At 43.4% G+C, this 14,418-nt stretch carries 12 protein-coding genes; 11 read left to right on the top strand and 1 reads right to left on the bottom strand.

The genetic code is table 11. The annotated features are described in order from the left end of the window. Window positions 1-469 precede the first annotated feature (469 nt). From AC5JO6_RS13085 to AC5JO6_RS13035, 11 genes are all read left to right on the top strand, one after another. Window positions 470-1,501 (top strand): glycosyltransferase family 1 protein, encoded by a 1,032-nt coding sequence (locus tag AC5JO6_RS13085; protein WP_496081507.1) that lies wholly within the window; start codon window positions 470-472, stop codon window positions 1,499-1,501. Window positions 1,502-1,570: 69 nt separating this feature from the next. Further along, a complete protein-coding gene (locus tag AC5JO6_RS13080) occupies window positions 1,571-3,064 on the top strand; it encodes an oligosaccharide flippase family protein (protein WP_496081506.1) in 1,494 nt (497 codons plus the stop codon). A gap of 3 nt (window positions 3,065-3,067) precedes the next feature. Further along, window positions 3,068-4,693 (top strand): hypothetical protein, encoded by a 1,626-nt coding sequence (locus AC5JO6_RS13075; protein WP_496081505.1) that lies wholly within the window; start codon window positions 3,068-3,070, stop codon window positions 4,691-4,693. A gap of 54 nt (window positions 4,694-4,747) precedes the next feature. Beyond that, on the top strand, window positions 4,748-5,926 hold the full coding sequence (locus tag AC5JO6_RS13070) for a glycosyltransferase (RefSeq protein WP_496081504.1): 1,179 nt from the start codon (window positions 4,748-4,750) through the stop codon (window positions 5,924-5,926). Between the two features lie 155 nt (window positions 5,927-6,081). Then, entirely contained in the window at window positions 6,082-7,374 is a 1,293-nt protein-coding gene (locus AC5JO6_RS13065; protein ID WP_496081503.1) for a glycosyltransferase, read from the top strand. Between the two features lie 76 nt (window positions 7,375-7,450). Next, a complete protein-coding gene (locus AC5JO6_RS13060) occupies window positions 7,451-8,302 on the top strand; it encodes a glycosyltransferase family 2 protein (RefSeq protein WP_496081502.1) in 852 nt (283 codons plus the stop codon). A gap of 51 nt (window positions 8,303-8,353) precedes the next feature. Beyond that, window positions 8,354-8,974 (top strand): WcaF family extracellular polysaccharide biosynthesis acetyltransferase, encoded by a 621-nt coding sequence (locus tag AC5JO6_RS13055; protein WP_496081501.1) that lies wholly within the window; start codon window positions 8,354-8,356, stop codon window positions 8,972-8,974. Between the two features lie 244 nt (window positions 8,975-9,218). Beyond that, window positions 9,219-10,598: a glycosyltransferase family 4 protein gene (locus AC5JO6_RS13050; protein WP_496081500.1), complete on the top strand. Its 1,380-nt coding sequence runs from the start codon at window positions 9,219-9,221 to the stop codon at window positions 10,596-10,598. A gap of 453 nt (window positions 10,599-11,051) precedes the next feature. Then, the gene (locus tag AC5JO6_RS13045; protein WP_496081499.1) at window positions 11,052-11,678 is read left to right on the top strand and encodes a YdcF family protein; all 627 of its coding nucleotides are present in this window, start codon (window positions 11,052-11,054) and stop codon (window positions 11,676-11,678) included. Window positions 11,679-11,795: 117 nt separating this feature from the next. After that, a complete protein-coding gene (locus AC5JO6_RS13040; protein WP_496081498.1) occupies window positions 11,796-12,680 on the top strand; it encodes a phytanoyl-CoA dioxygenase family protein in 885 nt (294 codons plus the stop codon). 43 nt (window positions 12,681-12,723) lie between these two features. Beyond that, a complete protein-coding gene (locus tag AC5JO6_RS13035) occupies window positions 12,724-13,611 on the top strand; it encodes an aldo/keto reductase (protein ID WP_496081497.1) in 888 nt (295 codons plus the stop codon). 328 nt (window positions 13,612-13,939) lie between these two features. Here the strand turns inward: AC5JO6_RS13035 and AC5JO6_RS13030 are convergent, their stop codons facing one another. Next, entirely contained in the window at window positions 13,940-14,194 is a 255-nt protein-coding gene (locus AC5JO6_RS13030) for an IS1/IS1595 family N-terminal zinc-binding domain-containing protein (protein WP_496081496.1), read from the bottom strand. Window positions 14,195-14,418 lie beyond the last annotated feature (224 nt).

The following is a 14,418-nucleotide window of genomic DNA, read 5'->3' as shown; positions in this document are numbered from 1 at the left end:
AAAAGTGTCTGGCGGTTAAAACCGAGACTACGTAAACAAAGTCTGCCGACGCGGACTATCGAAAGGCAGGGGTTTTGTAACCTGCGGAGGCAGGTTTTGTTCGTGTAGCTGCGACTTCAGTCGCTAAAGCTACGAGAATCGGGACTTTTAAAAAGCCCTCTTAGGTCAGTGAGCTTTTGAGTTGAAATCCGCCCATATACTCAAGACGGGAAACTTCCGACTACATTACTATGATGCCCATGGAGCCTTTATTACAGGCATCATTACCTTTAGGGCGCTACCGACTAATGACGAATATGGGAACCTAACTTTGTTTCTAAAATATATCTGAAACTCTTCTTTGAGAAGGTATTTTTAATAGTATATATTCGTTTCTAGTTAACCAATTTAGTATTGAAATATTGAGTTTAATTGTCAGAAAGAATTTAAATAGTCTGTATCTTTAGGAATAATCGAAAAGGTTACCTCAATGCCTAGAATACTTTTTTTGCACCCAAATCAACAAGACTATCTTGCCGAAGGAGTTTTTCATGGCTTACGAACCTTGTTAGGTGCTGATTGTGTTGATATTCCCAGATATGATTGTATGTACAAACCGCTCACACACAATCTGAGAATTAAATTAAGGGGTAATGGCTTTACACTTTACGGATTGCTTCCGGAGATTCCGGAGCTATCAGAAGACAGGTTTTTTTGGGAAAATGAGATTGATAAATATGACTATATTATAGTCGCTAATCTTACTCGGCAGTGGCATCAGGTTATGAAGCTGTCTCCCAATGTGAATCCTGAGAAGCTTATTCTTCTAGATGGTGAAGACCAATCTACTTGCTTTCCTTTTGAAGCTATGAGGCGGCGTTTATTAAAAGATAATCCCTTAAGCTTTTTTACACCTTCATGGAAATACAGATGCTTTAAGCGAGAATTAATTGGGGAAGGATATAGCTATGGGCTGCTTACGAAATTCCTGCCTTCTTTTTTAAGGAGAAACATTCCATTACCTGATAAGTTGATGTCTATTAGCTTTTCTATACCCGAAGAGAAAATTTCCTTGATAGATTTATCTAGAAAGAAGAAAGATTTTCCTGTCTATATTGTTGACTCTGAAGTGTCAAAGCAGGTGAAGGATTCATTCTTTGGTTCTCTGGGTGCAGAACAGTATTCTTTTGATAAAGAAGAAGATTATTACGATGACTTGAGAAAATCCCGCTATGGTATTACTACGAAACGCGAGGGTTGGGATTGTTTGAGACACTATGAGTTGGCCGCAAATGGATGTGTTCTTTGCTTCAGAGATTTACACTTAAAGCCGGAAACCTGTGCGCCCCATGGTTTGAATGAGACAAATTGTATCTCTTACACTAACTGGACTGATTTGAAGTCAAAACTAGAGGCAATAACGCCAGAAAAATATGCTGTTCTCCAGCAGAATACTTATCAGTGGGTTTCTCAACAAACGACTATCGTTCGTGCAAAGCAGTTATTAGAGAAATGCCTATAAGCTTCTCTGACTGAGAAATAATCTGAGAGTATTTAGATCGTCTAATTTTCGCCTTTAACGGCAAAGCAAATGTTATTTCAGTCTCTAAAACCCCTTTTAAAGAGTAGTTTTCTACTTGTCATCGCAACGCTAGTCAGTCGTCTCAGTGGGCTGATTGTCCTTCCAATTGTAGCTCGACTCCTTGGACCTAGTAGTCTCGGACTTTTCAGTCTTTTACAAAACACCGCTCAGACAGCAGATATGCTGTCGCGGATTGGGGTCGATGCTGCCATGCACCGAAACGGTGCTCAATACGAGAGCCTTGACAGGCAATCCGTTGGGCGATTACTTGGAGTGGGTTCTTGCTTAATTATTATTGCTGGAATTTTCATTGCACTCTTTATTTGCTTAAATGCTCAGTTGGTTGCCAGTTTGGTTTTAGGAGATGCCAAAGCCGCTCAATGGCTAAACCTGACCGCTCTTACTGTTGTCTTGACTGTGGCGTTTACCCCTTCCTGGATTTGCCTAATCGCGCTACACGCCTTCAAAGCCTATACCATTCTCACCTCTCTCTCATCGATAGTAGGAGCATTGTTAACATTGCTGCTTACTTACCGATTTGGCATAGCTGGGGCACTGTGGGGCTTGGCAGGTACAGCACTAATTCAATTTATATCTGGCTGGTGCTTGACCTTGCCAATTCTGCGTCAAAAAAAAATTAGTTTACGGTGTGATCAGTTTATTGCAGAGTCTAAGAGTCTTCTTGGTTTTGGCTTACCCTTTTACTTTGGTAACTTTTTATCTGGATTTATTTTACTACCGCTGCTTGGCTATGTCGGTAAAGTAGGCGGTCTTGATCAGCTAGGTCATCTGCGCGTTGCCCAATCCCTCTCTCAGATTGTCAGCTTCCTGCCTACTGCGGTTGCTCCAGTCATCATTTCTAGCCTCTCTGCAACGTTAGTGGCTGACTTAAATACGCATCAGCGAATCAAGTCCTTAAGTCTTCGCTGTCTTTGGTTACTGATGCTATTTTTTAGTCTAATGATTTGTTTGAATCTCGACGGTGTAATCAAATTACTGTTTAGCTCTAAATATCTTGAAGCAATCGTCCTTTCTAAAATAATGATCTGGATGGTCGCCATTAACAGCCTCTCTGGTGTATTCAACCAATACATGGTCAGTGCTGGTAAAACTCACGCGATCGCAGTCATTCAAGTTTTCGGTTTAATAATTACAGTTCTAATAGCACTGCTGACTGTTCAACATCACGGTGCAATGGGGCTATTATTAGCTCAACTGGTAGCTTCCATTTTTACTTGCTCAGCTTACGTAAGACCTTCTCTCTCAGACCTAGATCAGACTGAGCAACGAAGGATATTGTATTTGTTTTTGATTAGTCTGCTCGCAATTAGCCTTACATTTTTACCCTTCTCCAACATTACCAATTTTTGGGTTTGTCTAGTTCTATCTTTGATACTAGGAGTTTTCATATTGAGCATATCAGCTCATTGGGCTTTTGCTGAAAATGAGCGAGAAGCTTTCAATTCAGTTATTCGCAAAAAAATTAAGGGAGCTCTAAAGTAATTCGTGGAAATCGTTCATTATTCTAACGGTAGTGATGAGTCGAATCAGAAAAGATCACTCTTTTCTCAATTTAAAATCAAAGAGTCTTTTCTTGCATTCGCTTTGCTTGGTCCATCGGCCTTCGCCATGCTTTTACCTAGCTTCCTTAAGCTGGATCAGTTTAAGAGAAGAGGTTCAACGATTGCAATTATTGCAATTGGACTCGCCGCTTTAGCATTATTGTTTTTGTTGAGTGATACCTTGAATTTTTGGTCTCGCTTTTTATTTTGCTTTGCTATTGCAACTTTTCTAATTGGCAGTGATTGTCGTAGAGAGAAGTTCAACGATCATGTGATCGCACACTTTGTAAATTATCTGTATGTAGCCTTCTTCTTTCAATTTTTTTTAATGAACCTTAACCCCGAGGGATTTAAGGGTGTAATACCATTCAATGGTTGGCTTAGAATTTTTAGTTCATCACCAGTAGCAGCAGATTTACTTTTACTATGCTTTGTCTTCCAAAATTTCGGATATTACTTAATCTGGGAACTAATTCCTTCCGTTAGTTCTATCAAGCGTTGGTCGAGTTCAGCGGCTAATTTAGTAAATATCAAATTCGTTTCTACTAAAAATCATCAGCTTCTGCTCGTCTTAATTTTGATGAGCTTGGGCTTAATCTACAGGCTTTGGAAGGTTGCTACAGGTAGTGCCGCCTACTTGGATACTGGAGGCGTTCCTGAGGCTATTAACGGATTTCTCTCTCAATTTGAGCGCCTTTATGTTGTAGGCTGGCTCTATGCTTACTCAGCTTGCCTTCGTAAAGAAGGCTCAAAACAGCTCAATCTTCTAATCTGGGCTTTTACGGTAGCTGAACTTTTTTTTCAAATAATTAGTGGCTCAAAGGGTAGGTTCTTCAACTTTGTAATTTTGCCCCTTGCTACTACTTTTCTTCTAGTACGTAGAAGAGTAGGATGGCTTATCTTTTCTTTAATTTGCACTCTGGGGTTATTTTCCTGGCTCTTTGTCTATCCAGTTCTAGTCATCTATCGTGAATCACTGCAGTTTGCTGCATCACTTGGCCGTGCAGGCGCTTCAATCTCCCTGATCGAAGCTTTAAACATATTTTTGGGCTACTCATGGGAGCAATATATTGAGCAATTGCTGACCCCCTTTAACAAGTCAGGAGTGGCAGAACAGGTAGCTGCATTAACGTCACTTGTTCATTATCAGGTTTCTCAGCCTGCGGCTTTACTTTGGCAACGGCTTTTTCTTTTTTGGGTGCCCAGGTTTATTTGGGCTGACAAGCCGCAACCCATTTCGGGTAACGAGCTTGGAAAACTATCGGCGCGTGTTAACGTTGATGATGATGATACTTCAGTGCTGCAAACTTCTCCAGGTGAGGTGTTTGCATACCACGGCATCGCTGGGAGTGTACTTTTTATTCTTTCTGGTCTCCTCTTACGCTGGTTTAGTGAGGCAACGTCACCCTTCAAGATACTCACTCCCTTTCGAGTGGCTGTATTCGTCGCTTATCTACCTCTGATCAAAGATTGCCTAAGCGGAACTTTTGAGTCGGCGTTAACAGGTTTCTCACTTCAAGTTGGCGTTTTATATGCGGTTTTGTGGTTAGCCAAAAGATTGATTAAGTAGTTCTTAATTCATAATAATGTTCTCTGAAATTTGCAGAGGTTCAATTTGATGTAAATGGCTAAAAAACTTACTCCAAAACGTAATTTTTACCATTCTATTCACTTGTGGATTCCCAATATCTTTGGCTTTAAGGGCGGTATTCAGGTGTATTCAGCTTTTTTATTAAAGGCATTACACCAGGCTGATCCCAACGCAAAATATGATGCGTTTTTGAAAAACGATATGTGTAAAGCAGGTAACTTCTTCGACACCAACCCAATTCAGTTCCATTTCTCAGGTCGCATTGCCAATCGACTGCGTACTTTTACCTTTACAATGCAGCTTATAGTTGGTGCTTTGCGAAAAGCGCCTGAATTAGTTATCTCAACTCACATAAACTACACACCTGTTGCCTGCTGGCTTAAACAGCTACTTGGCATTCCCTATTGGGTCGTAGCTCATGGTATTGAAGTTTGGAATTTAAAAAATCCACAACTAATCAAGGGGTTGCGCCACGCCGATCGCATTCTGTCCGTTAGCGAGTACACCCGCCAGCGACTATTGTCAGAACAAAATCTAGATCCCGATCAGGTAGTGCTATTACCCAATACCTTTGACCACACCCGCTTTCAGATTGCCCCAAAACCCGACTACTTACTGAAGCGCTATCACCTGACTCCAAAGCAGCCCGTTGTCCTCACTGTTGCACGTCTTGATCCTGCCGATCGCTACAAGGGATACGACCAGATTCTTCAGGCACTACCCCAGATTCGACAGCAGATTCCAAGTATTCATTACCTGCTAGTCGGTAAAGGGAAGGATCATCCACGGATTGAACAGCTCATTGCCAGCTTGGATTTGCAAGACTGCGTTACTTTAGCAGGTTTCATTCCCGATTCAGAGTTGGGTGACCACTACAACCTGTGTGATGTCTTTGCCATGCCCAGTAAAGGCGAAGGCTTTGGGATCGTTTACCTGGAAGCGATCGCCTGTGGGAAGCCAACGTTAGGAGGCGATCAAGATGGTGCCCTTGATGCACTCAAGAATGGCGAATTAGGAGCATTGGTTAACCCAGATGACATCGACCGGATTGCTGATACCATCACTCAACTAATACAGGGCACATATCCTAACTCCATTTTGTATCAACCCCAGGTACTGAGGCAAAAAGTATTGGAATACTATGGGTTTGAGCAATTTCAAAAGACTCTCGCTAGTTTGATACAAACCTTCTTGAAAGAATCTAACAAATGAGTGGAACTGACTTAAATAGAGTGGGCAATGCCTACCCTACAAATTACTCAGCCCAAAATTACATCTAAAGGTTCTTTCACTACTGGCTCCTGAATGCAAACTCCTGACTTCTACTGTATGTATATGAACGATTCCCTCTCTAAGCACTTATATTTATGAATTCAAGCCCGAATCAACCTGGGGCATTGCAACCGCTTACCGCACTCGACGCATTGAGAGTCTGCCAGGTAATCGATAGCCTGAATGAGAATACAGGGGGACCTGTCCCTGCCGTAGTTAATTTAACTGAAGGGTTAGTACAGGATGGCGTTCAGTCCTATGTTGTAACGCAAGATTATCCTAACTGGGGAACTCAGGTTCAGCCCCAAGGTGCTCAGTGCTATAGCTATCCAGGCAACAGCGTCATGAAATATATGGGTACACCCAACGCTAAATTTTACAAAACACTGCGATATCTGGCTGAGTCAGAAATTAATCTGATTCATAATCATGGTATCTGGCTCTTCATTAATCGGTGTGCCCGCTATGTGGCGACTGCCAACCAGCTACCACTGGTGATTTCACCGCGGGGAACCTTGGAACCGTGGGTCTTTGAACGCAATTTTTATAAGAAGTGGTTAACCTGGCATCTCTTTGAGCAACAAAATTTGCGGCATGCCGCTCTGTTTCATGCAACGTCGGCTTTGGAGCTGAACGCCATTCGGCGGCTTGGCTTTACTCAACCGATCGCCCTGATTCCAGATGGAGTGAATTTACCCGATCTAGCAACTGTTCCAGGTCGAGATATCTTGATTCAAGCCTTTCCTGAGCTTGCAAACAAACGGTGGTTACTCTTTATGAGTCGGCTTCATCCTAAAAAGGGCATTGATACGCTGCTCATTGCCTGGCAGCGCCTTGCCACCGAGTTCGTCGATTGGCATTTAATTATTGCTGGTCCCGACGAGAACACCTATAAAACACAACTGGTCAAGCTCGTTAATGAATGCGGCTTAGAGCAGCGGGTAACGTTTACCGGCATGTTAAAGGGCGATCGCAAAGCTGCCGCCCTTGGAAACGCCGATCTATTTGTGCTGCCGACCCATTCCGAAAACTTTGGCATTGTCATTGCCGAATCCCTTGCTTATGAAGTGCCAGTGGTTACGACGCAAGAAGCACCCTGGTCTGAACTTAACACGCACAACTGTGGTTGGTGGGTCAAGGATGCCCTCGACACTCTCATTGATGCTCTGACAGAAGGACTGCGGTTATCAGAGAGTCAACGGCAGACAATGGGTAGTCGCGGACGACAACTGATTGCGGACAAGTATACATGGCAGGCAGTTGTCCATCAGATGGTTGCTGCCTATGAGTGGGCTACGCGGGGTGGCAATCCACCCAACTGCATTATTTTTGAGAAAGGAAAGGGTTGTAATTTGCCTCAAGCCTTGTTAGAAGCAGACAACGCTTAAGAGCAGGTTTAGCCAGTTATTATTAGTCTCGACATAATTTGGTTTCCTACCCAACGCTTCTTTGCAGTACAACCCTATGAAGCTACTATCAGTCATCATCCTTACTAAAGATGAGGCAATTAATCTCAAAACCTGCCTGAAAAGTTTGCAGTCTTTAGACGCAGAGATTTATATTGTGGACTCTGGTAGTACGGATGCGACCCTTGAGATTGCCGCAGAAGCAGGCTGCAAAATTTATACAAATGCTTGGGTCAACCATGCTCACCAGCTAAATTGGGCGATTGCAAATCTGCCCATTACAACCCTATGGACAATGCGGGTCGATGCAGATGAGCACCTGACCCCAGAACTCGTTCAGGAAATTCTTCAGGTACTTCCAACAACGTCTAAGGCTGTCACCGCTTATCAAATGAAACGACGAGTCTATTTTATGGGCAAATGGATTCGGCATGGGGGACGCTATCCATCCTGGTTGTTGCGGATTTGGCGTACTGGGATGGGGCACTGCGAACAACGCTGGATGGATGAGCATATCATTATTTCCGATGGGAAAATCGCTGACTTGAAGCACGACATTATTGATGAAAACCAAAAGGGGTTAACTTTTTGGGTCGATAAACACAATCGCTATGCCGATCGGGAAATCTCTGACTTGTTAGCTGATGATCCAACCCTGGATAGTCAGCTCCTGGATGCAGAGTACTCTACCCAGGCAAGTCAGGTTCGTTGGGCAAAGAAGAACTTTTATAACCGCTCCCCCTTGTTTATCCGAGCGGTTGTTTACTTTTTATTCCGGTACTTTATCCGGCTTGGTTTTTTAGATGGCTGGGAAGGATTGAGTTTTCATGTTCTTCAGGGGTTCTGGTATCGCTTTCTGGTGGATGCCAAACTGTACGAGTTGCGTCTTAAAGACAAGCGATTGCCCTAGCAGAGCCTCTATTTTTTAGATTGCTTTTTACTACTTCAATTAGTAAGCCCTATGCCCTTTGACTTCGTTCGCTTAGATCAATATGCCCCACCGGGTCTACCCACAGGAGGTGCATCGCTTTGGAAACAATTGTTGTGGTTCTTTGTGGGCGATCGCCTGGTGCAAAGCTATCTCATTCCGATATCTGGCTTCAAGGTATGGGTGCTCCGCCGCTTTGGCGCAATCATTGGTCAGGGTGTGCGGATTAAGCCCGGTCTGCGGGTTAAATTTCCCTGGCTACTCACCATTGGCGATCATTGCTGGATTGGTGAACAGGCATGGTTCGACAATATTGAACCGATCGTGATTGAAAATCAGGTTTGCATCTCTCAGGCTGTTTACCTCTGTACAGGCAACCACGATTGGAGTGATCCAGCCTTCCGCTATCGTTCTAAGCGTATCCATATTGAATCGGGCAGCTGGCTTGCCGCCAAAACCGTGGTGGGTCCTGGCGTGACGATAAAGCAAGGTGCAATCCTGTCTTTGGGTAGTGTGACCGCACAATCCCTTGAACCCATGACCATCTATGCCGGAAACCCTGCCCAACCTATTAAGCAGCGAGTGATGCGTAACCATCAGAACCCAACTCAGGAGAAAGCACCACAGCCAATTACAACAGTTCAGTCAGATTAGAGTGAACGGACTAATTAGTTGTGTTCTAAAGCCAATGCCGAAAGGCTCTGAAACCCGTCATCCAAAATTTGACTGCAAAGCGGCTGATTGAATGCTTTAAGCAGAGAGCAGCGATTCTCGAAATTTGCTGCCAAAGCAGGGGTTAAACCGTCATTTAACAGCCCCTGCTTTGCCATGGCTACTTACCATGGCTGCAAACAGCGTTGTCTAGGTCTATCTGAATATTTTTTACCTATCGAACCGAATGCAAATATTAATCTATTCCTACAACTATTATCCTGAGCCGATCGGTATTGCCCCCCTCATGACAGAATTGGCTGAGAGTTTGGCTACCAGAGGGCACAAAGTTCGAGTGGTAACGGGAATGCCTAATTATCCCGAACGTCAAATTCATCAGGAGTACCGGGGAAAGCTATATCAAACTGAAGAGCGTAATGGCGTTACCGTACAACGGTGCTACATGTGGATTCGACCCCAGCCAGGTTTGGTGACTCGCATCTTATTAGACGGCAGCTTTGTTGCCACTAGTTTTGTCCAGGCACTTAGAGGTTGGAAGCCAGATATTATTTTGTTGACTATTCCTCCCCTCCCCATTGCAGTGCCTGCCGCAGTGCTGAGTTGGATCTATACTTGCCCTGTTGTCTTGAATTTGCAAGATATTTTGCCAGAGGCAGCCATTCACGTGGGTTTGCTAAAAAATAAGCTGGCGATTCGCATCTTTGAGGCTCTGGAACGGTTTGCCTACCGTACCGCAACTGCAATCAGCGTGATCACCCCTGAGTTTACTGAAAATATTCTTCAAAAGGGTGTGCCGAAAGCAAAAGTACACTGCATTCCAAACTGGGTTGATACCAACTTCATTCGCCCCCTGCCTCAGTGTCACAATGCCTTTCGAGCGAGACATGGACTAGAAGACAAATTTGTCGTTCTTTATTCTGGAAATATTGCCTTGACCCAGGGCTTAGAAACTGTCATTGAAGCAGCAACAAAGCTCACGCATTTACCAAAGATCGCTTTCGTCATTGTAGGAGAGGAAAAGGCTCTAGCACACCTAAAGACTATCTGTCAGGCAACTAATGCCAACAATATCCTACTTCTCCCCTTTGAACCCAGAGAGACGTTACCCGAAATGCTAGCAGCGGCTGATGTGGGGTTGGTTTTGCAAAAGCGCAATGTGGTTGGGTTCAATATGCCATCCAAAATTCAACTACTCCTGGCTAGCGGTCGTCCAATCATCGCTTCTGTTCCCCTTCAGGGGGCAGCCGCCAAAACGATCGCGACTAGCGGTGGTGGTGTAGTAGTGGAAGCAGAGCAACCAACTCAACTTGCCGATGCGATCGTTGAGCTATATTTGAACCCTGAGCAGCGGGAGAAACTAGGGCACCAGGGACGTATCTTTGCCCTGGAAAACTATGAATTTACCTCTCTAGTGCAACGATATGAGCTGTTATTTAGCAGTCTGGTCAATGCTCCTACAGAAACTGTTGTTTCTACAGAAAGTGTAGTGATAGAGTTGCCGTCCCCAACCGAAATGCTTAGCCCAGACCTAGATAGTCTAGACCTGGGTAGCAGCCCCATCCTTGTAGAGTCCCACAGCTCCGATACGCAAACCCTCGTTAATTGACAAAACGCCTGGATGCTGTACATTGCGCAGCACTAGGTTGGCAGTCAATAATGTAACTCATGCAGGTATTAGGAGATTTCTAGCAAACAAAATACTCATAGGAGCAGTTTGACACTAAAGCGACTAGGCAGAGGCTCTGGCAAAACCTGCCCCTAGCCTGCGGTATATCCTTTCTCAAACATTTCCTTAGGATCGTGGATTTAATAAAACCGGATTCTTGCGTAGGATGCGTAAAGCCATACTGGCATACCAGAAAAGTGCAGCCTAACGCATCGCTTCCGGGCTTGTGATGCGTTAGGCGACAGCCGTAACGCACCCTACAAAAGCCGATCTTAATTTAATTCTCATTCCTTAGGTCTCGCGCATCAACCTCACGTGAGGGTAGGAATGACAAAAGCCCTGGTGCTAAAGTGCTGAAGAACAAAGCCTCATTTAGCATCCCTTAACAAAACCATGAAACGGTTTCCCCGTCGCCTCACCAAACGCTGGTGGTTTTGGCTACTCATCCCTATCTCGTTGATTTTGTTGCTCAGTCTATACCTGGCTGTACGAATCGTCATTGCAGGGTTTCAATTCCCAACCCCTCAACTTGTTTTCGTTTTAGGTGGTGGATCTCAACGTGAAACCTTTGCCGCTATATTTGCCAACGCTCATCCTGATCTAAAGATTCTGGTTTCGTCAGGTACTGATCAAGCGGAGAAAATTTTTCGGGAGGCGGGTGTTCGCAATCCAGTCTTGTTGGATTGTCGCGCTACAGATACCGTAACGAACTTTACAACAGTTGCTCAAGATTTAGAGCGCCTTGGTGTTAAACACGTCTACCTTATCGCTTCACCACAGCACTTAAGTAGAGCCAAGGCGATCGCGTTTATTGTGTTCGGCAGTCGAGGCATCACCACTACACCTGTTGAGACAACTTTTGATGATTTGCCCCAGGATCCACGGCGCACCTACAGAGACTTTGGGCGCGCTCTTCTCTGGTTATTCACAGGGAAGACAGGGGAAAAATTCAACGGTCGAGATCGAGATCTAGCCTGCCGCTATCCAGGCTATATGAGAGGTATTCCTCAGAATTGGTAATAGTAGTGTTTATTTGTAAGTGGTTGTTCACTTGCTTGGCTCTGCTAACAAACTAGCTACTGCTATCCTCAATGCTACTTTGACGAACAAACTCACTGGCGAATTTTTAGGTGGATAATGAAAAGTCTTCTCAAGATCCTTAAAAGTCGAAATATTCAGCGACTACACTATATACTCGGTCGTTTCCTTTTAGTACGCCGTAGTTATAGCCTATTGAACTTCATCAATGACAAGCTAAACCCAAAGCAAAGAAAATTAAAAATTTGTGATAACTATGAACAAAACTATAAGTCAATAAATAACTATACTACTGGTTCTATATTGACAGATGTATCGTCAGATCAACACGTTCAATCTATTTCTAAGTCATCATATTCTACAGATCTTAGGTTGAGTTCAGCATTGTTAACAGAACTGTTAAGCGCGGCAACCACTTTACCTTTAGTTATAAAAGGGCATACTAATACTTTCACTTTGCAGGAATTAAAGAGCAACGGGATGGATTTACGGGTTACACTTGCAACAGTTTTTAATTCATCTGATCTAAAATCTATTCAGAAAATTGCAGCAGATCAGGAAATTCTTGAGGTTGTCACCGCTTACTTAGGCTTTCAACCCAAAGAGGTTTCAAGTTGGCTCTTTTGGAGCTTTGTGAATAACACTAGCCCTCTACAACGTGAAGCGAATGGACAGACAGTTCATTTTCACTACGATGTTCACGGCTATAATTTTATGTATGTGAATTTTTATCTGCTTGATACAGACGCTAATAATGGAGCCCATACCTTAATATCCGGCAGTCATTGCCAAAAAAAGCTTGCACACCTTTTGGGTTCAGCTTGCTTGAGCGACGAAGCAGCCGTAAGATTTTACGGGGAAGATCGAGTTACCGTTATTTCTGGGAAAGCAGGGACGGGTTTCTTTGAAGATACCTCATGTTTCCATAAAGCTTTACCACCTCAGCAGGGCGATCGATTAATGTTACAGCTTCGTTACTCATAGCGCTCCATAATTATTTACCCTTAGTAAAGCGGTTTTGATTACAATGAATTATCCTAAATTGGGATTTGGTTGCGCCCCTGTTCTTGGGCGTGTGTCTCGCCAAACTAGTCTTAAAGCTCTCTCTTGTGCTTATTCTCAAGGTATTCGCCACTTTGATGTTGCTCGCTCTTACGGATGGGGAGATGCCGAAAATTTGCTTGGGCAGTTTTTACAAAAATTTCCTAGATGCGAATACACTCTTGTAAGCAAATGCGGTATCCTACCCTCCAAGCCTTCGGCTATTAAATCTTTTACGAAAAAAACAGGACAGATTTTTTATCACTCTATTCCCCAACTAAGAGCGCTTGTGAGACAAATTGGTGCTTCAAGTTTTCAGCCCAGTCAAACCTACAATCTGTCAGCTTTAAAATTTAGTCTGGATCAGAGCCTGAACGCTCTTAAAACTGATTATTTAGATGTACTACTATTGCATAATTATCAACCTGAATACCCTGGCATCGATGATGTTATAAACTGGTTTAAAGAGACAAAGCAATCTGGAAAGATTAAACGTTATGGGGTTTGCATTGAGGGTGATTTACTGAAAGGGTTAGAGGGTCTAGATTCTAGCTGGTTAATTTCTACCGATTTTGTTATTCAAGCTCCTCTAACAAAAGAGGCTTTTCTCTTGCCAAGCAAGTTTCGGGATTTAATCTTTTTTTACCACTCCCCGTTTCAGTTTTTAAAATCTCACTCATTTGATGGGCGGCATGATGCTTCACTATCTTTTCTACTAGCAGCGGCATCTAAAATAGCTCATTGTGAGGCAGTAATTTGCTCAATGTTTAATGAGGAACATATTCGCCAGAATTGTTCTTGGTCAAAGCAATCAACTTCTATTTCACCAGAGCAAATCGACGATTTTTTGCAACCATACATCATTAATAGATAGCTTCTTGCTGCTAAGTGAATCATAGAATCGCGGTTAGGGTGGGCTTACATGGTCAGAGAATATCCTCCCTTCGTTACTTTGATAGGAGTACAGTCTAGAAGCCCGATTGAAACTTAGTTTTACTCTTTTGCAAGTTCTATACAGTTAAAAGGAGGAACTCATGTTGGCTAGGGTTTTCAAATTTCATCTTGGTGAGAGTGACTAAAAAGGGGTATTTGAAAAGCTATGAGGAGCCGAATTTTATGCAAAATACCTCACTAAAACCATTGCTCATGCCCTCTGTCATCAATAAACGACCGCAATTCATTCATCTGCGCACCAATTACTGTTACGGTTCTATTGTTACTTTGGCTTGCCAAGGGGTCGCTTTGTAAATTGCATTGACGTAACATTGCAGACAAGCCTTAAAAAGCTGTATCACACAAGCAATCCCTGTAAAGGGCATCTTCTTCGACAACAAACGGTCAGTTATGGCTTGGCTCTCTACAGACTTCGCTTGCCATGGTGGGTTTTCCACCAACTGCCGACTACAAGAGCGGCACTTGTAATGTTGCTTGCCCTGTCGAGTCATACCGTTTTTCATAAAGTGCCTGAACCCATTAGTGGGTCATAACAAATAGAGTTTTATGATTGACTGACTAAGCCGGAAGCTTCACTCATTATCATTTTTCTCTATAGTTCATAAAATGAGCACTACCGACTACGTTGTTTTTGGTTAAGGAAAAGGAATGACGATCAAGAAACTTGCCTTAATTACGGGTATCACTGGTCAAGATGGGTCTTATTTAAGTGAGCTACTGCTCGATC

It is taken from the genome of Tildeniella sp. (assembly GCF_059505325.1).
This window is presented reverse-complemented; position numbering and strand designations above follow the sequence as displayed.

Bases quoted from the DNA above. Each gene is read 5' to 3' on its own strand.
- AC5JO6_RS13085 (WP_496081507.1), top strand. From the start codon at position 470: ATGCCTAGAATACTTTTTTTGCACCCAAATCAACAAGACTATCTTGCC.
- AC5JO6_RS13045 (WP_496081499.1), top strand. From the start codon at position 11,052: ATGAAACGGTTTCCCCGTCGCCTCACCAAACGCTGGTGGTTTTGGCTA.
- AC5JO6_RS13055 (WP_496081501.1), top strand. From the start codon at position 8,354: ATGCCCTTTGACTTCGTTCGCTTAGATCAATATGCCCCACCGGGTCTA.
- AC5JO6_RS13040 (WP_496081498.1), top strand. From the start codon at position 11,796: ATGAAAAGTCTTCTCAAGATCCTTAAAAGTCGAAATATTCAGCGACTA.
- AC5JO6_RS13035 (WP_496081497.1), top strand. From the start codon at position 12,724: ATGAATTATCCTAAATTGGGATTTGGTTGCGCCCCTGTTCTTGGGCGT.
- AC5JO6_RS13080 (WP_496081506.1), top strand. From the start codon at position 1,571: ATGTTATTTCAGTCTCTAAAACCCCTTTTAAAGAGTAGTTTTCTACTT.
- AC5JO6_RS13070 (WP_496081504.1), top strand. From the start codon at position 4,748: ATGGCTAAAAAACTTACTCCAAAACGTAATTTTTACCATTCTATTCAC.
- AC5JO6_RS13050 (WP_496081500.1), top strand. From the start codon at position 9,219: ATGCAAATATTAATCTATTCCTACAACTATTATCCTGAGCCGATCGGT.
- AC5JO6_RS13060 (WP_496081502.1), top strand. From the start codon at position 7,451: ATGAAGCTACTATCAGTCATCATCCTTACTAAAGATGAGGCAATTAAT.
- AC5JO6_RS13065 (WP_496081503.1), top strand. From the start codon at position 6,082: ATGAATTCAAGCCCGAATCAACCTGGGGCATTGCAACCGCTTACCGCA.
- AC5JO6_RS13030 (WP_496081496.1), bottom strand. From the start codon at position 14,194: ATGAAAAACGGTATGACTCGACAGGGCAAGCAACATTACAAGTGCCGC.